The 17,298-nt window shown below is 67.1% G+C and carries 15 protein-coding genes and 1 pseudogene; 9 read left to right on the top strand and 7 right to left on the bottom strand.

Going from position 1 to position 17,298, the window contains the following annotated elements; translation table 11 throughout:
• Positions 1-200: pseudogene (locus QQ25_RS06195) on the bottom strand (MspA family porin); the annotation flags it as partial.
• Between the two features lie 671 nt (positions 201-871).
• Here QQ25_RS06195 and QQ25_RS06190 point away from each other — a divergent pair.
• Positions 872-1,210, top strand: a complete 339-nt coding sequence (locus QQ25_RS06190) for a TFIIB-type zinc ribbon-containing protein (protein ID WP_052235633.1) — start codon at positions 872-874, stop codon at positions 1,208-1,210.
• Here QQ25_RS06190 and QQ25_RS06185 read toward each other — a convergent pair.
• A complete protein-coding gene (locus QQ25_RS06185; protein ID WP_039377871.1) occupies positions 1,168-1,947 on the bottom strand; it encodes a phosphotransferase family protein in 780 nt (259 codons plus the stop codon). The two genes, QQ25_RS06190 and QQ25_RS06185, sit on opposite strands and share 43 nt — an antisense overlap.
• 20 nt (positions 1,948-1,967) lie before the next feature.
• Positions 1,968-2,438 carry a carboxymuconolactone decarboxylase family protein gene (locus QQ25_RS06180; RefSeq protein WP_039377681.1) on the bottom strand — a complete coding sequence of 157 codons (471 nt, stop codon included), beginning with the start codon at positions 2,436-2,438 and terminating at the stop codon, positions 1,968-1,970.
• Between the two features lie 49 nt (positions 2,439-2,487).
• Between QQ25_RS06180 and pdxR the strand changes: the two genes are divergently transcribed.
• Positions 2,488-3,900, top strand: a complete 1,413-nt coding sequence (gene pdxR, locus QQ25_RS06175) for a MocR-like pyridoxine biosynthesis transcription factor PdxR (protein ID WP_039377679.1) — start codon at positions 2,488-2,490, stop codon at positions 3,898-3,900.
• Here pdxR and QQ25_RS06170 read toward each other — a convergent pair.
• Entirely contained in the window at positions 3,897-4,523 is a 627-nt protein-coding gene (locus QQ25_RS06170; protein WP_039377678.1) for a trimeric intracellular cation channel family protein, read from the bottom strand. The two genes, pdxR and QQ25_RS06170, sit on opposite strands and share 4 nt — an antisense overlap.
• A 48-nt stretch (positions 4,524-4,571) precedes the next feature.
• Here QQ25_RS06170 and QQ25_RS06165 point away from each other — a divergent pair, with 48 nt between their 5' ends.
• From QQ25_RS06165 to katG, 4 genes are all read left to right on the top strand, one after another.
• A complete protein-coding gene (locus tag QQ25_RS06165; protein WP_039326194.1) occupies positions 4,572-4,970 on the top strand; it encodes a GtrA family protein in 399 nt (132 codons plus the stop codon).
• A gap of 37 nt (positions 4,971-5,007) precedes the next feature.
• On the top strand, positions 5,008-6,390 hold the full coding sequence (locus QQ25_RS06160; RefSeq protein ID WP_039326196.1) for a decaprenylphosphoryl-beta-D-ribose oxidase: 1,383 nt from the start codon (positions 5,008-5,010) through the stop codon (positions 6,388-6,390).
• Positions 6,391-6,492: 102 nt separating this feature from the next.
• A complete protein-coding gene (locus QQ25_RS06155; protein ID WP_039377870.1) occupies positions 6,493-6,897 on the top strand; it encodes a Fur family transcriptional regulator in 405 nt (134 codons plus the stop codon).
• A 33-nt stretch (positions 6,898-6,930) separates the two neighbouring features.
• Positions 6,931-9,138 carry a catalase/peroxidase HPI gene (katG, locus tag QQ25_RS06150; protein ID WP_039326197.1) on the top strand — a complete coding sequence of 736 codons (2,208 nt, stop codon included), beginning with the start codon at positions 6,931-6,933 and terminating at the stop codon, positions 9,136-9,138.
• A gap of 72 nt (positions 9,139-9,210) precedes the next feature.
• On the opposite strand, the gene QQ25_RS06145 is transcribed toward katG, so the two are convergent.
• Genes QQ25_RS06145 through QQ25_RS06135 form a run of 3 tightly spaced genes read right to left on the bottom strand, consistent with a single transcriptional unit; the run spans position 9,211 to position 11,143 of the window.
• A complete protein-coding gene (locus QQ25_RS06145; protein ID WP_039377676.1) occupies positions 9,211-9,843 on the bottom strand; it encodes a TetR/AcrR family transcriptional regulator in 633 nt (210 codons plus the stop codon).
• 10 nt (positions 9,844-9,853) lie between these two features.
• A complete protein-coding gene (locus QQ25_RS06140) occupies positions 9,854-10,069 on the bottom strand; it encodes a hypothetical protein (RefSeq protein WP_039377675.1) in 216 nt (71 codons plus the stop codon).
• 3 nt (positions 10,070-10,072) lie between these two features.
• The gene (locus QQ25_RS06135; protein WP_039377674.1) at positions 10,073-11,143 is read right to left on the bottom strand and encodes an oxygenase MpaB family protein; all 1,071 of its coding nucleotides are present in this window, start codon (positions 11,141-11,143) and stop codon (positions 10,073-10,075) included.
• Positions 11,144-11,291: 148 nt separating this feature from the next.
• Here QQ25_RS06135 and QQ25_RS06130 point away from each other — a divergent pair, with 148 nt between their 5' ends.
• The 3 genes from QQ25_RS06130 to QQ25_RS06120 are packed head-to-tail and all read left to right on the top strand — an operon-like array spanning position 11,292 to position 17,207.
• Positions 11,292-12,056: a decaprenylphospho-beta-D-erythro-pentofuranosid-2-ulose 2-reductase gene (locus QQ25_RS06130; RefSeq protein ID WP_039326209.1), complete on the top strand. Its 765-nt coding sequence runs from the start codon at positions 11,292-11,294 to the stop codon at positions 12,054-12,056.
• A complete protein-coding gene (locus QQ25_RS06125; protein WP_101906416.1) occupies positions 12,056-13,939 on the top strand; it encodes a galactan 5-O-arabinofuranosyltransferase in 1,884 nt (627 codons plus the stop codon). The genes QQ25_RS06130 and QQ25_RS06125 overlap by 1 nt, the downstream gene beginning before the upstream one ends.
• Positions 13,940-13,973: 34 nt before the next feature.
• The gene (locus tag QQ25_RS06120; RefSeq protein ID WP_039377673.1) at positions 13,974-17,207 is read left to right on the top strand and encodes an arabinosyltransferase domain-containing protein; all 3,234 of its coding nucleotides are present in this window, start codon (positions 13,974-13,976) and stop codon (positions 17,205-17,207) included.
• Positions 17,208-17,298: the final 91 nt, after the last annotated feature.

Here is a 17,298-nt window from a genome sequence, read left to right as displayed (position 1 = left end):
AGCCGGTTGCGGTCCAGCGGAAACACACCATTGAGGAACGTATCCCACTGCTGAACGGTCAGAGTCCGGTCCTGACCATCGACCAGGCTCAGTTCATTGTCCAGACCCGCATGAGAAGTGCCCGTGCCTATGAAGAGGCCCGCGAGGACCCCTGCCATTGCGGTCACCAATGCGACCAGCACTCGACTGAATGCCTTCATGTTCTCCCTAGCTCTGTCGGTGATCCGGTTCGTGCTTCACCAACCAAGGGTCCCCACCCTAGAGATCCGTCGAGGAACGCCGCCCGATTAGGGCCGTCACATCTGGTTCTCATGCCTTGCTCATGATTGGCAGGACGAAACGTAACCGGGCGGCACCGGGGCGGCAACGGCAGCAGTTTCCGCCCACCGATCAGACAAGCCTTGGTACAAACTTTGCTGGAACAGCATCCGAGTGCGTCACACCGTCGCTGTCCGTTACCTGTGAACACCGGCCCCCGAGCCCGCGCCGCACCCGCTTCCGGACGCCGACGGACATCGCCGCCATGGGGTCAGAACTGGCATTTCGCCGTATCCGCAGAGTCCCGGCAGCACAATCACGCTGAGCGGAATGATTGCCGTCACTACCGTCAATATCGGAGGCCGGCCCGCCAACCTGCCCGGGTTTGCGCTTGCTGTGTAAACATCCGATTACACAGCGCCCAACGGCCGGATTAACTGAAAGGCCACAGACCGACCCGGCGACGCTGCTCCGATATTCCGAATTGTGACCGACATCACACTTGCGCCCGGGATCTCAAGGTCGGCGTGGGCCCGATCGGCTCGCTCGCCCGTACCGATCGCCCGGCAGAATTTCCCAGGCACTTCACAGCGGGGTGGGACGTTATGCCGATATGAGCATCCCGCCATATGAGCCCCCGAAGTCCCCTTCGTCCCCCGGCGTCGGCAATACCCTGCTGTGTCCGAAGTGCGCGGGGGTCATGAAGACCTATGAGCGCAACGGCATCCACCTGGAGCAATGCGACACCTGCCGCGGCATCTTCCTGGATTTCGGCGAGCTCGAATCGCTGACTCAGATGGAGAACCGGTTCGTCCAGGCGCCGCCGCCCGCCGCACCGCCGGCGCACTCGGGTTACAACCAGGGCTACTCGGACTACGGGCCGGGCTGGGGACACCGCGGCAACAAGCACTACCGCAAACAGGGCTTCGGCCGGTTGTTCTTCTCCAGCTGAGGCATCCGCGCACAGGCCGCCGCCAGCAGTTCGTCGTCGGGGTCGTTGGCGGCGGACTGGATGACGGCGGCCCGGGCGAACGGCTCCAGCACGGGCCACGGATCCCCCGATGGCAATGCCGGGCCACCGGCCGCCCGGTAGGCGTCGAGGAATAGGAACCAATCGGCATCGGGAATGAGCCCGGCCGCCCAGAACCCGGCCGGTCGCGCCAAATCCCAAGCCGGATCACCTAATCCGAGGTCATCGACATCGATGAGCTGCCAGCGCCCGTCGCGCCGTCCCACCTGGCCGAGGTGAAAGTCGCCGTGCACCAGCGTTCGCGGCCGGTCCGGTGACCCGGGCCGCCACGCGTCGGCGGGCAAGGCCGCGGCGGCCCGCACCACCACTCGATGGCCGTGGTGCCGCGCCCGATCGACCGCGCGCCGCAGCCTCGCGGGCCAGCCGTGTGGTGGCAGGCGCTCGGTGGCCGGCACGGTGTGCAGCGTCGCCAGCAGCTGCGCGATGTCGGACCACGGCACGCATTCCGGTTGCGCGGCAAGGGTTTCCACCAGCGGCCAATGGGTCAGCCAGCGGCCGTCCACCGGATCGGGCACACCGGACAGCGGGCTCAGCAGTGCATCGATCCGGCCGGCCGCACGGAGCCGGACACGCAGTGCGCGCGGATCGGTGCCCGGCCGGTGCAGCTTGTGCACGACAGCGCCGCGCACCGTGATGTCCGCACCTGACCGGGTCTGCACACCACCAGTCTCCCGCGCGATCAGCGCCGTGGGGCAGGCATCCGCACGGTGACGTTGATGCGGTTCCACGCGTTGATCATGACGGCCATCGCGATCACCTGACCGAGTTCACGTTCGGTGAACGCGGCGGCAGCGCGCGCGTACACGGCGTCGGGAACGTGGCCGTTGCCCAGCTCGGTGATGGCCTCGGTCAGGGCCAGCGCGGCCTGCTCACGTTCGGTGAACAGGTCACCGGCCTCCTGCCAGGCCGCGATGAGCGCGAGCCGCTGCTCGGTTTCGCCCTGTGTGCGGGCGTCGTGCGTGTGCATGTCGAGGCAGAACGCGCAGTGGTTGATCTGCGAGGCACGGATCTTGATCAGCTCACCGATCGTGGGGTCGACGTCCTTGGCTGCGGCATTCGACAGCGTCATCATCGCGTCGTAGAGCTCGGGCGAGACCTTGTAGATCTTGAGCCGGTCGATGGCCTTGGCGGGTTCGAGTGTCTGTGTCATGCCGTCAACGCTAGCCGGGCAAAGACCGCCTAGATGGTTCAATATTGCCGTGACTTCGCGGGCCAATTCAGGGAGCCGGGACCTGCATCTCGAGCTGCGCGCGAACATCGAGCCGGGCAGCCGCACCGCCCGCGAGCAGCTGATCACCGCACTCCGGGACGGGATTCGCAGCGGCAGACTGAGCACGGACACCCGACTGCCGCCGTCGCGCAGCCTGGCCTCCGATCTGGGACTGGCCCGCAACACCGTCGCCGAGGCATACGCCGAACTGGTCGCCGAAGGCTGGCTGGCCTCCCGCCAGGGCGCGGGCACCTGGGTCGCGCGCACCACCGCACCGCGGCCGGTGCCGCGCCCGCGCCGCATTCCTGCCGTACCGCGGCACAACCTGATGCCCGGCTCCCCCGACGTGTCGGAGTTTCCTCGATCGGCCTGGTTGGCGTCGGCGCGCCGGGCCATCACGAACGCACCGGTCTCCGCCCTTCGGATGGGCGATCCACGCGGACCGCTGGCACTGCGCGAGGCGCTCACCGAATATCTCGGCCGGGTGCGCGGCGTGCGGGCCACGCCGGAGTCGATCGTGATCTGCTCCGGGGTTCGCCACGGCGTCGACCTGCTGGGCCGGGTGTTCGGCAGCCGGCGCCCGATCGCCGTAGAGGCATACGGACTGTTCATCTTTCGCGACGTGCTCGCATCGCTGAGCGTGCCCACCGCACCGGTCGGCGTCGACGAACATGGCGCGGTGATCACCGATCTGGACCGGCTGGACACACCGGCGGTGTTGTTGACCCCCGCCCATCAGAGCCCCTTCGGCATGGCCCTGCATCCGGCGCGGCGCACCGCGGTCATCGACTGGGCGCACCGCACCGGCGGATATGCGGTGGACGACGACTACGACGGCGAGTTCCGCTACGACCGTCAACCGGTCGGCGCCCTGCAGACACTGGACCCCGAACGGGTCGTCTACCTGGGCTCGGCCAGCAAGAGCCTGGCCCAGGTGATGCGGGTGGGCTGGATGGTGCTGCCCGACGCATTGATCGATCCGGTGATCGCGGCGGCAGGCGGGGCGCAGTTCCACGTCGACGCGCTCACCGCGCTGACTTTGGCCGACTTCATCCACAGCGGCGGCTACGACCGGCACATCCGCCGGATGCGCAACCGCTACCGACGACGACGCGACGCGCTGGTGGCCGCGCTGGCCGGATTCGACCTCGGCATCGGCGGATTGGCGGCTGGGGTGAATATGCTGCTCACCCTGCCCGACGGCGCCGAACCCGAGGTGCTGCGCCGGGCCGGTGAGGCCGGCATCGCGTTGCACGGGCTGTCGCTCATGCGGCACCCGCTGGCCGGACCGGATACCCCGAGCCCCGACGGGGTCATCATCGGATTCGGCGCTCCCGCGGACCACGCATTCGGGCCTGCGGTGGACGCGCTGTGCGGCGTGTTGTCAGCGACGCTGCGTTAGGACCCCTCGCCCACGATCAGATCCGGCGGTCCGGTGGGCAGCCGCCAACCGAACACCAGCGCAGCCAGGCGCAGCGTCGTCGCCAACACGGTGCCCACTGCCAGACCGATCCATTGCGGGCCGAAGTAGTCGATGACCGCATATGCCGTCGCGCCGATCAGCGCCGGGACGGCATACAGATCGGCCGGCCGCATCAGCATGGGAATCTCCCGGACCAGCACGTCGCGGATGATGCCGCCGCCGATCGCGGTGGTCATGCCGATCAGCACCGCCGCGAACCAACTGGCCCCGTGGTCGACGGCGAACGCCGCACCCGAAGTAGCGAAGAATCCCATACCGATCGCGTCCAGCGGCAGCACGATGTGGTTGAACCGGATCAGGTGCTTCGCGGTGAGCGTGGCCACGGCCGTCGCGGCCACCGCGACGGTGATGTTGGGCCAATGCTGGATAGAGGTGGGCGGATGGACACCCAGGAAGACGTCGCGGATCACCCCGCCGCTGACACCGGTCAACACGCCCAGCGCCGCGATACCGAACAGGTCGAAGCCCTTACGGATCGCCACCATGGCCCCCGAGGACGCGAACACCGCGATCCCGAGGTCGTTGAGCACCGTCTGCAACACGACTGCACGTTACGGCCTCGCTAAGCTGCCTGGGTGGCTGAGCCCGTGATGTCGCCGACCCTTGACCTCAAAACGCAGGCGTTCCGGTTCGTCGTGACCGGCGGACTGTCAGCGGTCGTGGACTTCGGGCTGTATGTGCTGCTCTACAAGGTCTTCGGGTTACAGGTCGACCTCGCCAAGACCATCGGCTTCATCGCCGGAACCACCACGGCCTACCTGATCAATCGGCGCTGGACCTTCCAGGCGCCGCCGAGTACGGCCCGGTTCATCGCAGTATGGGCGCTCTACCTGGTCACATTCGCCGTCCAGGTCGGCCTGAACCACCTGGTGCTCCACCTGGCCGATTACCGCGCTTGGGCGGTGCCGGTGGCGTTCGTGATCGCCCAGGGGACGGCCACGGTGATCAACTTCATCGTGCAGCGTGCGGTGATCTTCAAACTGCACTGAGGTCAGCGCCGGCTACTGCCGGGTACGCTTCTCTGCGATGTCGACTACCGATTTGCCGACCACTCCCAAGCGCCTGACGGGCTGGGGCCGGACCGCACCGACCGTGGCACAGGTGCTTTCAACCAGCGATCCCGAGGTCATCGTCAGGGCCGTGACGCGGGCCGCCGAAGAGAAAGGCCGGGGCGTGATCGCCCGCGGCCTGGGCCGCTCCTACGGCGACAACGCGCAGAACGGTGGCGGGCTCGTCATCGACATGTCCGCGCTGAACCAGATCCACTCGATGGATGCCGCGACGTGCATCGTCGACGTCGACGGTGGGGTCAACCTCGACCAGCTGATGCGGGCCGCGCTGCCGCTGGGCCTGTGGGTTCCGGTGCTGCCGGGCACTCGACAGGTGACCATCGGCGGGGCCATCGGATGTGACATCCACGGCAAGAACCACCACAGCGCAGGCAGTTTCGGCAATCACGTGCGCAGCATGGACCTACTGACCGCCGACGGGCAGGTTCGCAAGCTCACCCCCGAAGGCGATGAGTCCGAGCTGTTCTGGGCCACCGTCGGCGGCAACGGCCTCACCGGCATCATCCTGCGCGCGACGATCGAGATGACGCCTACGGAGACTGCGTATTTCATCGCCGACGGCGACGTCACGCACACGCTCGACGAGACCATCGAGTTCCACAGCGACGGCACCGAGGACAACTACACCTATTCCAGCGCGTGGTTCGACGCGATCAGCGCTCCACCCAAGCTGGGTCGAGCCGCGATCTCACGCGGCTCGCTGGCGACGCTCGATCAACTGCCCAAGAAGCTGCAGAAGAATCCGCTGAAATTCGATGCACCGCAATTGCTTACGCTGCCCGACGTGTTTCCGAACGGATTGGCCAACAAGTACACGTTCGGCCCTATCGGTGAGCTGTGGTACCGGAAATCGGGCACCTATCGCAACAAGGTGCAGAACCTGACGCAGTTCTATCACCCACTGGATATGTTCGGGGAGTGGAACCGGGCGTATGGCTCCGCAGGATTCGCCCAGTACCAGTTCGTGGTGCCCACAGAAGCGGTCGACGAGTTCAAGCGCATCATCTATGACATCCAGCGCTCCGGGCACTACTCATTCCTCAATGTGTTCAAGCTCTTCGGTCCCGGCAACCAGGCGCCGCTGAGCTTCCCTATCCCCGGCTGGAACGTCTGTGTGGACTTCCCCGTCAAACCGGGAGTCGGCGAGTTCCTCACCGAACTGGACCGGCGCGTACTGGAATTCGGTGGCCGGCTGTACACCGCCAAGGACTCGCGGACCACCGCCGAGATGTTCCACGCCATGTATCCACGCATCGACGAGTGGATCGCGGTGCGCCGCAAAGTCGACCCGAACGGCGTCTTCGTCTCGGACATGGCGCGCCGGCTGGAGCTCGTCTAGCCACTCACCGTTCCCTCTGAATTGGCGAGAATTTTATTCTTGACTAATTCCAGAAAAGGGACAAGACTTCGGTTCGTGTCGACAGCCGAGGACTTCCAGCAGATGCTGCGAAGCGCCGACATGCGGGTGACCCGCCCCCGAGTGGCGGTGCTCCAAGCGGTCCACGCACATCCGCACGCTGACACCGACACCATCATCCGTGCCGTGCGCGATGAGCTGCCCGACGTCTCGCACCAGGCCGTATACGACTCGTTGCACGCACTGACCGCCGCGGCGCTGGTGCGGCGCATCCAACCATCCGGTTCGGTCTCCCGGTACGAATCACGTATCGGGGACAACCACCACCACGTCGTGTGCCGATCGTGTGGCGCAATCGCCGACGTGGACTGCGCGGCCGGGTCGGCCCCTTGTCTGACCGCGTCACACGACCACGGCTTCGAGATCGATGAGGCCGAGGTCATCTATTGGGGCACCTGCCCCGAATGTTCCGTTGTTCCAAAGAGATAACCCTTAACCCGTCAGCCCCGGAAAGGATTTGTCATGGCTGAAGCCGAAACCCATCCCCCTATCGGTGAATCGCAGACCGAACCCGCCGAGAGCGGTTGTCCCATGCGGATCAAGCCTCCCGTCGAGGGCGGCAGCAACCGCGACTGGTGGCCCAACGCGGTCAACCTGAAGATCCTGCAGAAGAATCCGCCCGCCATCGACCCGACGGATGAGGGCTACGACTACCGCGAGGCCGTCAAGAGCCTCGATTTCGAGGCCTTCGAGCGCGATTTCGATGAGCTGCTGACCAATTCGCAGGACTGGTGGCCCGCCGACTTCGGCCACTACGGCCCGCTTTTCGTCCGGATGTCCTGGCACGCCGCCGGCACCTACCGGGTGGAGGACGGCCGCGGTGGCGGCGGACGCGGTATGCAGCGTTTCGCCCCGCTCAACAGTTGGCCCGACAACGTCAGCCTGGACAAGGCCCGCCGGCTGCTGTGGCCGCTGAAAAAGAAGTACGGCAAGCAGATCTCGTGGTCCGACCTCATCGTCTACGCGGGCAACCGCGCCCAGGAGCACATGGGCTTCAAGACCGCCGGTTTCGCCTTCGGCCGCCCCGACTTCTGGGAGCCCGAGGAGGATGTTTACTGGGGTGCAGAGCACGAGTGGCTGGGCTCCCAGGAGCGGTACGCCGGCTCCGACGGTGACCGCACCAAGCTGGAGAACCCGCTCGGCGCCAGCCACATGGGTCTCATCTACGTCAATCCCGAAGGCCCCGAAGGCAATCCGGATCCGGTCGCCGCGGCGATCGACATCCGCGAAACCTTCGGCCGGATGGCGATGAACGACGTCGAGACCGCCGCGTTGATCGTCGGCGGCCACACCTTCGGCAAGACCCACGGCGCCACCGAGATCGAGAACGGCGTGGAGCCCGAGGCAGCACCGCTCGAGCAGATGGGCCTGGGCTGGGCCAATCCCGGCGTCGGCAACGACACCGTCAGCAGCGGCCTCGAGGTGACCTGGACCCACACCCCCACCAAGTGGGACAACTCGTTCCTGGAGATCCTCTACGGCAACGAGTGGGAGCTGACCAAGAGCCCGCAGGGCGCGAACCAGTGGAAGCCCAAGGACAACGGCTGGGCCAACTCGGTGCCGATGGCGCAGGGCAGCGGCAAGACCCATCCGTCGATGCTGACCACCGATCTGTCGATGCGGATGGACCCGATCTACGGTGAGATCACCCGCCGCTGGCTGGATCACCCGGAGGAGCTGGCCGAGGAGTACGCCAAGGCCTGGTTCAAGCTGTTGCATCGCGATCTTGGCCCGGTGTCTCGTTACCTCGGTCCGCTGGTGCCCAAGCAGACCTGGGTGTGGCAGGACATCGTGCCGGCGGGCAAGCCGCTCAGCGATGCCGACGTCGAGACCCTCAAGGCGGCCATCGCCGGATCGGGCCTGACCACCCAGCAGCTCGTGGACACCGCGTGGAAGGCCGCGTCGTCGTACCGGTCCAGCGACATGCGCGGCGGCGCCAACGGCGGCCGCATCCGGCTGCAGCCGCAGCTGGGTTGGGAGGTCAACGAGACCGACGAGCTGACGCAGGTGATCAGCAAGCTCGAGGAGATCCAGGCTGCGTCGGGCACCTCGGTGTCCTTCGCCGACCTGGTCGTGCTCGGTGGCGTGGTCGGTCTGGAGCAGGCCATCAAGGCGGCCGGCTTCGATGTCGCGGTGCCGTTCACCTCTGGCCGTGGTGACGCCACTCAGGAGCAGACCGACGTCGAGTCGTTCTCCTACCTTGAGCCGAAGTCCGACGGCTTCCGCAACTTCGTGGGCAAGGGCGACAGCCTGCCTGCCGAGTACCGCCTGATCGATCGCGCCAACCTGCTCGGTCTGACGGCTCCGGAGATGACGGTGTTGGTCGGTGGCCTCCGGGTGCTGGGCGCCAACCACGGTGGCTCGGATCTGGGGGTGTTGACGGAGAACAAGGGTCAGCTGACCAACGACTACTTCGTCAACCTGACCGACATGGGCACCAAGTGGGCCCCCGCACCGGCCGATGACGGCACCTATGTCGGAACCGATCGGGCCACCGGCGCACCGAAGTGGACCGCCAGCCGTGTCGACCTGCTGTTCGGCTCGAACTCGCAGCTGCGGGCCCTGGCCGAGGTCTACGCCGAGGACGATTCCAAGGAGAAGTTCGTCAAGGACTTCGTCGCGGCATGGACCAAGGTGATGAACGCCGACCGGTTCGATCTGACCGCCTGATCGTCTGATCGCTGGCTAACGCAACACCCCGCGGGCTCGAAGCTCGCGGGGTGTTGTTGTCTTCTTGTCTTCTCACCGGGGTTTCGCCCGCACAGCCCGATAGGCCGCCTTGCCGAAGGTTTCGGCGAGCAGCCCCTGATCGGCATCATCATCGCTGTCGAGCATCTTGCGGACCGCCGCCTCGCAGATGGCCAGGAACACCTCGACCAGCATGGGCAGCGTGGCGTCGAGCTCGGCAACCTGCCACCGCTGCAGCAGTGGGCGCATCACGGTGGCGAGCTGACCCCGGATGCGGTCGCGGCCGCGGGCGATGGCGGCGGTCAGCACCGGGTCCGGGTCGGCGCCGAACATGATGCGCCACGAGGCCGGGCGCTCGCGCACGGTGCTGTGTAGCGCGCGGAACCCGTCGACGAACAGTTGCTCGATGGAACCGGTGCGCTGCGGCGGCAACAGTTCGAGCAGGCTCGCCAGCACCACATCCGTTTCCCGATCCAGCAGTGCGGCAAGCACTTCCCCGCGTCCGGGGTAGCAGGCGTAGACCACCGGCCGGGTCACCCCCAACCGGCTCGCGATGTTTCCCATCGTCACGTCGGCGAGGCCCTGCTGCGCGGCGATCTCCAGGGCGATGTCGAGGACTTGCGGCCGGCGCCGGTCCGGGCCGAGATGCTCGGCGCGGCCGCGACCGGCGAGTGCTGCTTCTTTCACTTCGCTTCCCTCATGTCAGGGAGACATTGGCGATGATCAGTACGGGCCACGCGACGATCTCACCCAACAGCGAGAACAGCTTGTCGAGACCCGTGAGCCCAGCGATGTGATCGCTGTGGGTGAGCGCCCAGACCATCCCGATCACGAGGTAGGGACCGCCCACCACGATCGCGAAATAGACGAGTTGACGGATGCTCAGCCGGAAATCGAGAAGGCGTGAGATCACGGGTCAGCCGATCCGGCCCAGGATCGGCTGCGATTCCAGGATGCCCTCGTCACTCGGTGCGCGGCCCTCCCCGAATACACGAGCCGCCTGCTTGTCGCGAAGCGAGAAGTGCGCCTGGCTCGGCGCGTCATAGCCGTAGCGACGCTGGGCCTCGCGCGGCGTCGTCGTGACGGGTGCCTTCGGCGGAACAGACAGCAGAACCCGCGCCCCGATGGGCAGGGTCGCCGGCGAGAGCATGCGCAGCAGGATCAGCTGGAGGCGGGTACTCATGGCGATCACCGTGAATGCGGCACTCAGCGGCGGTACCACCAACGCGTCGAGGACCCGGGATGTGCTGAGCCCCGCCATCTCCCGCATCCAGCGCGGCATGGTGGCCAGTGTGCCGCGGCGCAGGAACGCGGTGACCACCTTGGTACCGGGGCGCAGCAGCAGCGGCATCTTGGGCAACATCACCTCCGCGCCGAGCAGGTGATGCATGGCCTGCCGGGCGATGTCGGACCCGATCAGTTGGGGCCGCATCTTCTCGAAGTACTCCTGGACACCCTCGCGCGTCAATGGAACGTCGGAAGGATCGCAGGTTTGGAGTTCGGCGGCGATCGAGCATTCCCGCCAGTACTGCAACTCCTCTTCGGGCGACAGGCGGCCCGGACCGTACTTCTCGTAGGCCACCAGGATGGAGTGCCATGCGGTGAGGTGGATCCACAACTGCGAGTCAGGATCGTTGGCGTCGTAGGTTTTTCCGGTGACCGGGTCGGTGCCGATGGCCTTGGAGTGGATCTTGACCAGGACGTCGGCAGCCTTGGTGGTGGCGCGACTGTCGTCGAACGCCACCATCGCGAAGTAGCGGAGCGTGCGGTCATACCGGGTGCGTGGCCGTGCGTAGATCTCGTGGGTCTTGTCGACCGCCGCGACGAGTGCGGGGTCCAGTTCTTCGATGACGACAGCGCGCTGGAAGCCGATCGACAGCGACGTGGGGTAGCTCCACACCTTCCATGTCACCGAATCGGGACCGAAGAACCCGTAGTCCTCCCCCGGTTCGGTCTCGGGCAACGTCAGCCAGTCACGGATCGCCATGATCTCCCCCAGTTCCTACACGATGTAGAAAAAACCTACGGCGTGTAGGAAATCCGGTCAAGACCCTGCGCCCGGATTGCTCGGATTTTCAGGAGAAACCGCACGGTACCCTCGTCACGATGTCCCCCGAGGCTTGGAGCTGCGCTAGATGGTGTTCGACGCCGTAGGTAACCCACAGACGATTCTGCTGCTCGGCGGCACTTCAGAGATCGGGCTGGCGATCTGTGAGCGCTATCTGCGCGACGCCTCCGCCCGCATCGTCCTGGCCGCCCTGCCCGGCGACCCCGGCCGCGACGACGCGGTCGCCCAGCTGCGCAATGCCGGAGCCAGCGCGGTGGAGGTCATCGACTTCGACGCCGTCGACACTGCGAGCCATCCCGCCGTGATCGACAAGGCCTTCGCCTCCGGTGATGTAGATGTCGCCATCGTCGCGTTCGGTCTGCTCGGCGACGCCGAAGAGTTGTGGCAGAACCAGCGCAAGGCTGTACAGATCGCCGAAATCAACTACACCGCGGCCGTTTCCGTCGGTGTGCTGCTCGGCGAGAAGATGCGCGCCCAGGGCTACGGCCGGATCATCGCGATGAGTTCCGCCGCGGGTGAGCGGGTGCGGCGCTCCAACTTCGTCTACGGCTCCACCAAGGCCGGGCTCGACGGCTTCTACCTCGGCCTCGGTGAGGCGCTGCGCGAATTCGGCGTGCGGGTGCTGGTGATCCGCCCCGGACAGGTGCGCACCAGGATGAGCGCACACGTCAAGGAAGCCCCACTGACCGTCGACAAGGAATACGTCGCCGAACTGGCCGTCACCGCATCGGCCAAAGGCAAGGAGCTGGTCTGGGCGCCGGGTGCGTTCCGCTACGTGATGATGGTTTTGCGGCACATCCCGCGGCCCATCTTCCGCAAGCTTCCTATCTGATGCAGACGCGCCCGGCCAGGGTCATCGGACAGATGGTGATCGCCCTGATGCTCGCCTCGGCGGTGGCCGGGGTGTCGATCGCCGCGATCGCGCAAGTCCAATGGCCGGCCTACAACACGTCCAACCAGCTGCACGCGCTCACCACCGTGGGCCAGGTCGGCGCCCTGGCCGGAATCTTCGCCGCCGGCCTGATCTGGCGCCGCGGCCGGCGCACGCTGGCCCGGCTGGCGGCGCTGATCTTCGTGTCGGCCTTCTCGGTGGTCACCCTCGCGATGCCGCTGGGCGCCACCAAGCTGTACCTGTTCGGGGTGTCGGTCGACCAGCAGTTCCGCACCGAGTACCTGACCCGGCTCGCCGATACCCCCGGCCTGCACGACATGACGTACTTCGGACTTCCGCCGTACTACCCGGCCGGCTGGTTCTGGATGGGCGGGCGGATCGCCGCGGCCACCGGCACCCCGGCCTGGGAGATGTTCAAGCCATGGTCCATCGTCTCGATCACCATTGCCGTGGCGCTCGCATTCGTGTTGTGGGCGACCATGATTCGCTTCGAGTACGCGTTGATCGTCACCACGGCCAGTACCGCGGCCATGCTCGCCTACGCCTCGACCGAGCCCTACGCCGCGATCATCACCGTGCTGCTGCCGCCGGTGTTCGTGCTGGCCTGGTCCGGTTTGAGAGGCCAGACGCGCAACGGTGGCTGGGCCGCCGTCGTCGGCGTCGGGATCTTCCTCGGAGTGACCGCGCTGCTCTACACCCTGCTGTTCCTCTACTGCGCGTTCACGCTGGCCATCATGGGGCTGGTGCTGGCGGTCTCTCGCCGGAAATTCGACCCACTGCTCAGGGGCGTCGTCATCGCCGTGATCGCAGGCGCGATCGCGCTGCTCACCTGGGCCCCATACCTCTTGGCCGCACTGCGCGGCCGGCCCGCGGAAAAGGGCACCGCCCAGCACTATCTGCCCGACGCCGGCGCCCAGCTGACCTTCCCGATGCTGAGCTTCACGCTGCTGGGCGCGCTGTGCATGCTCGGCACCCTGTGGTTGGTGGTGCGCGCCCGCAACTCCACCCGGGCCGGGGCGCTGGCCGTCGCCGTGCTCGCGGTCTACGCGTGGTCCCTGCTGTCGATGCTGACCACGCTGGCCGGCACCACGCTGCTGTCCTTCCGGTTGCAGCCCGCCCTGACCGTGCTGCTGACCACCGCGGGGGCGTTCGGGTTCATCGAGGCGACCCAGGCGATCGCGAGGCGCTATCAACCCGACACGGCTCGCCGCGTCGTCGCCGCGGCCGCCGCCGTCGGCTCGATCGGCGCCATCACGTTCAGCCAGGACATCCCCGACGTGCTGCGCCCCGACATCAACGTCGCGTACACCGACACCGACGGCACCGGCCAGCGGGCCGACCGCCGACCCCCCGGGGCCGAGCGCTACTACCGCGAGATCGACGCCAAGATCGCCGAGGCCACCGGCGTGCCGCGCAACCAGACCGTGGTGCTGACCGCCGACTACAGCTTCCTGTCGTACTACCCCTACTACGGGTTCCAAGGATTGACCTCGCATTACGCCAATCCACTGGCCGAGTTCGACAAGCGCGCCAAGGCCATCGAGGGCTGGGCCACGCTGAACAAGCCCGACCAGTTCGTCAAGGCCCTCGACGAAATGCCATGGAAGGCGCCGACGGTGTTTTTAATGAGACACGGCGGCCCCGGTACATCGTCGGACACCTACACGCTGCGTCTTGCCTCCGATGTCTACCCCAATCAGCCGAACGTGCGCCGCTACCACGTGGCGCTCGATGCGGCACTGTTCAAAGATCCACGTTTCGAGGTGACCGACATCGGCCCGTTCGTACTGGCGATCAGAAAGCCCACTCCCGATGGCCATTAATTCCGGCGCCGACGCGCCGATAACATCAGAGCCCGTGACGGGTCCGCAGGGAACCGCCGGCAGCAACCACCGGACGGTGCGGCTCATCGCGATCGTCGCCGGTTTGCTCGGCGTACTGATGGCGGTGGCAACACCGCTGCTTCCGGTCAAACAGACCACCGCTCAGCTGAACTGGCCGCAGAACGGCACGTGGCAGAGCATCAACGCCCCGCTGATCGGTTATGTGGCCACCGACCTGACCATCACCGTTCCGTGCCAGGCGGCCGCCGGACTGGCCGGACCGGACAACCGGGGCAAGACGGTCCTGCTGTCCACCGTGCCCAAGCAGGCTCCCAAGGCCATCGACCGCGGCCTGCTGATCGAGCGGGTCAACAACGACGTACTGGTCATAGTCCGCAACACCCCCGTGGTCAGCGCGCCGTTGGACGCGGTGCTCAGCCCGGCCTGCCAGACCCTGACGTTCACAGCCCACGCCGACAAGGTGACCGGCGAATTCGTCGGGCTCACCCAGGGCGTTGCCAGTGCCACGGCCGACCACCCCGATGCGCCCCTGCGCGGCGAACGCGGCGGCTACGACTTCCGGCCGCAGATCGTCGGCGTCTTCACCGACCTGACCGGCCCGGCACCCGATGGCCTGAAGTTCTCGGCCACCATCGACTCCCGCTACAGCAGCGCCCCGACAATGCTCAAGATGCTGGCGATGATCATCGGCGTCGCGATGACCGTCATCGCGCTGACCGCGCTGCATCGTCTCGACACCGCCGACGGCGTCCGGCACCGGCGCTTCCTCCCGCCCCGCTGGTGGTCGATGACGCCGCTCGACGGACTGGTCACCGCCGTCCTGGTGTGGTGGCACTTCGTGGGGGCCAACACCTCCGACGACGGCTACATCCTGACCATGGCCCGGGTGTCGGAGCAGGCCGGCTATATGGCCAACTACTACCGCTGGTTCGGCACCCCGGAGGCGCCGTTCGGCTGGTACTACGACCTGCTGGCGCTGTGGGCGCACGTCTCCACCGCCAGCATCTGGCTGCGGCTACCCACCCTGCTCATGGCCCTGGCCTGCTGGTGGGTGATCAGCCGGGAAGTGCTGCCGCGGCTCGGACGCGCGGTCAAGACCAACCGCGCGGCCGCCTGGACCGCCGCCGGCATGTTCCTGGCGTTCTGGCTGCCGCTCAACAACGGCCTGCGGCCCGAGCCGATCATCGCCCTCGGCATTCTGTTGACCTGGTGTTCGGTAGAGCGCGGGGTGGCCACCAACCGCATGCTGCCGGTGGCCATCGCGATCATCATCGGCGCGCTGACCCTGTTCTCCGGACCCACCGGGATCGCCGCCGTCGGCGCCTTGTTGGTCGCCGTGGGACCGCTGAAAACCATTGTCGCCCGGCACACTTCACGGTTCGGGCACCTACCGCTGCTGGCTCCGATCCTGGCCGCGTGCACCGTGACCATCATCCTGATCTTCCGCGACCAGACCCTGGCCGGCGAGATCCAGGCCAGTAGCTTCAAATCCGCCGTCGGCCCCAGCCTGGCCTGGTTCGACGAACACATCCGGTACTCACGGTTGTTCACCTCCAGCCCGGACGGCTCGGTGGCCCGGCGCTTCGCGGTGCTGACCCTGTTGGTGGCACTGGCGGTGTCGATCGCGATGACGCTGCGCAAGGGCCGCATCCCCGGCACCGCCGCCGGCCCGAGCCGGCGCATCATCGGCATCACCATCATCTCGTTCCTCGCGATGATGTTCACCCCCACCAAGTGGACCCATCACTTCGGTGTGTTCGCCGGACTGGCGGGCTCACTCGGCGCGCTGGCCGCCGTCGCCGTGACCGCCGCGGCGATGAAGTCACGCCGCAACCGGTCGATGTTCGCGGCCCTGGTCCTTTTCGTGGTGGCGCTGTCCTTCGCGACCGTCAACGGCTGGTGGTACGTATCCAACTTCGGGGTACCGTGGTCGAACTCCTTCCCGGAGTGGCACTTCGGCTTCACCACGATCCTGCTCGGCTTCTCGGTGCTGGCCCTGCTGGGCGCGGCCTGGTTCCACTTCAGCGGCCGCGACAACTCCCCCGACGGCCCCCAGCGCCGCTGGCAGCGGATCGTGCAATCACCGCTGGCCATCGCGGCCTGGGTGCTGGTGATGTTCGAAGTGGTGTCGCTGACCCTGGCCATGACCGAGCAGTACCCGGCCTGGTCGGTCGGACGTTCCAACCTCGAGGCACTCACCGGCAAGACCTGCGGGCTGGCCAGCGATGTGATGGTCGAGGAGAACGCGAACGCCGGCCTGCTGGTGCCGATCAGCGAACCGCCCGGTCAAGCGCTCGGCGCGGTCACCGCGCAGGGCTTCGGCCCCAACGGCATCCCGTCGGACGTCTCGGCAGACCCGGTCATGGAGCAGCCCGGCGCAGGCAACTTCGCCGACACCGACTCGGGCACCGTCACCGGCAGCGAGGTGGGCACCGAGGGCGGCACCACCGCGGCCGCAGGCGTCAACGGCTCCCGGGCCCGGCTGCCCTACGGCCTCGACTCCGCCACCACGCCCGTGCTCGGCAGCTGGCGTGCCGGCACCCAGCAGCCCGCGATCATGCGCTCGGCCTGGTACCGGCTGCCCGACCGCGACAAGGCCGGGCCGCTGCTCGTCGTCTCGGCCGCAGGCCGCTTCGACCCGGGCGAGGTCGTGGTGCAGTGGGCCACCGACGCACAGGCCGCCGACAACAAGCCCGGCGGCGGCATCGGATTCGCCGACGTCGGCGCCGCCCCGGCGTGGCGCAACCTGCGTGCCCCCATGGCCGCCATCCCGCGCGAAGCAACTCAGATCCGATTGGTCGCCTCCGACGACGACCTAGCCCCGCAGCACTGGATCGCGGTGACCCCGCCGCGGATCCCGCAACTGCGCACCCTGCAGGACGTGGTCGGTTCACAGGATCCCGTGCTGCTGGACTGGCTGGTGGGCCTGGCGTTCCCGTGCCAGCGGCCGTTCGGCCATCAGTACGGCGTCACCGAGGTGCCCAAGTGGCGGATCCTGCCGGACCGCTTCGGCGCCGAGGCCAACTCGCCGGTGATGGACTACCTGGGCGGTGGCCCGCTGGGCATCTCCGAACTGCTGCTGCGGCCGTCCAGCGTCCCGACCTACCTGCGCGACGACTGGTTCCGCGACTGGGGCTCGCTGCAGCGGCTCACGCCGTGGTACCCCGACGCCGAACCGGCCCGTCTGGACCTGGGCACCGCAATCCGCAGCGGACTGTGGAGTCCCGCGCCGCTGCGCCACAGCTAGAACTTCCAACTCCTCAGACGCCGAGTGGCCGGTTATGTCACGTTGCAGCCGCAATCCCGCGACATAACTGGCCACTCGACGGTTGGAACCG

Origin of the sequence: Mycolicibacterium setense, from assembly GCF_000805385.1 — a bacterium.
Classification (GTDB): Bacteria; Actinomycetota; Actinomycetes; order Mycobacteriales; family Mycobacteriaceae; genus Mycobacterium; species Mycobacterium setense.
The sequence above is the reverse complement of the archived record's forward strand: the minus strand, read 5'-3'. Positions and strand labels throughout refer to the sequence as shown.

Bases quoted from the DNA above. Each gene is read 5' to 3' on its own strand.
- QQ25_RS06125 (WP_101906416.1), top strand. From the start codon at position 12,056: ATGCAGACGCGCCCGGCCAGGGTCATCGGACAGATGGTGATCGCCCTG.
- katG (WP_039326197.1), top strand. From the start codon at position 6,931: ATGGCTGAAGCCGAAACCCATCCCCCTATCGGTGAATCGCAGACCGAA.
- QQ25_RS06180 (WP_039377681.1), bottom strand. From the start codon at position 2,438: ATGACACAGACACTCGAACCCGCCAAGGCCATCGACCGGCTCAAGATC.
- QQ25_RS06160 (WP_039326196.1), top strand. From the start codon at position 5,008: ATGTCGACTACCGATTTGCCGACCACTCCCAAGCGCCTGACGGGCTGG.
- QQ25_RS06190 (WP_052235633.1), top strand. From the start codon at position 872: ATGAGCATCCCGCCATATGAGCCCCCGAAGTCCCCTTCGTCCCCCGGC.
- QQ25_RS06130 (WP_039326209.1), top strand. From the start codon at position 11,292: ATGGTGTTCGACGCCGTAGGTAACCCACAGACGATTCTGCTGCTCGGC.
- QQ25_RS06165 (WP_039326194.1), top strand. From the start codon at position 4,572: ATGTCGCCGACCCTTGACCTCAAAACGCAGGCGTTCCGGTTCGTCGTG.
- QQ25_RS06135 (WP_039377674.1), bottom strand. From the start codon at position 11,143: ATGGCGATCCGTGACTGGCTGACGTTGCCCGAGACCGAACCGGGGGAG.
- QQ25_RS06155 (WP_039377870.1), top strand. From the start codon at position 6,493: ATGCTGCGAAGCGCCGACATGCGGGTGACCCGCCCCCGAGTGGCGGTG.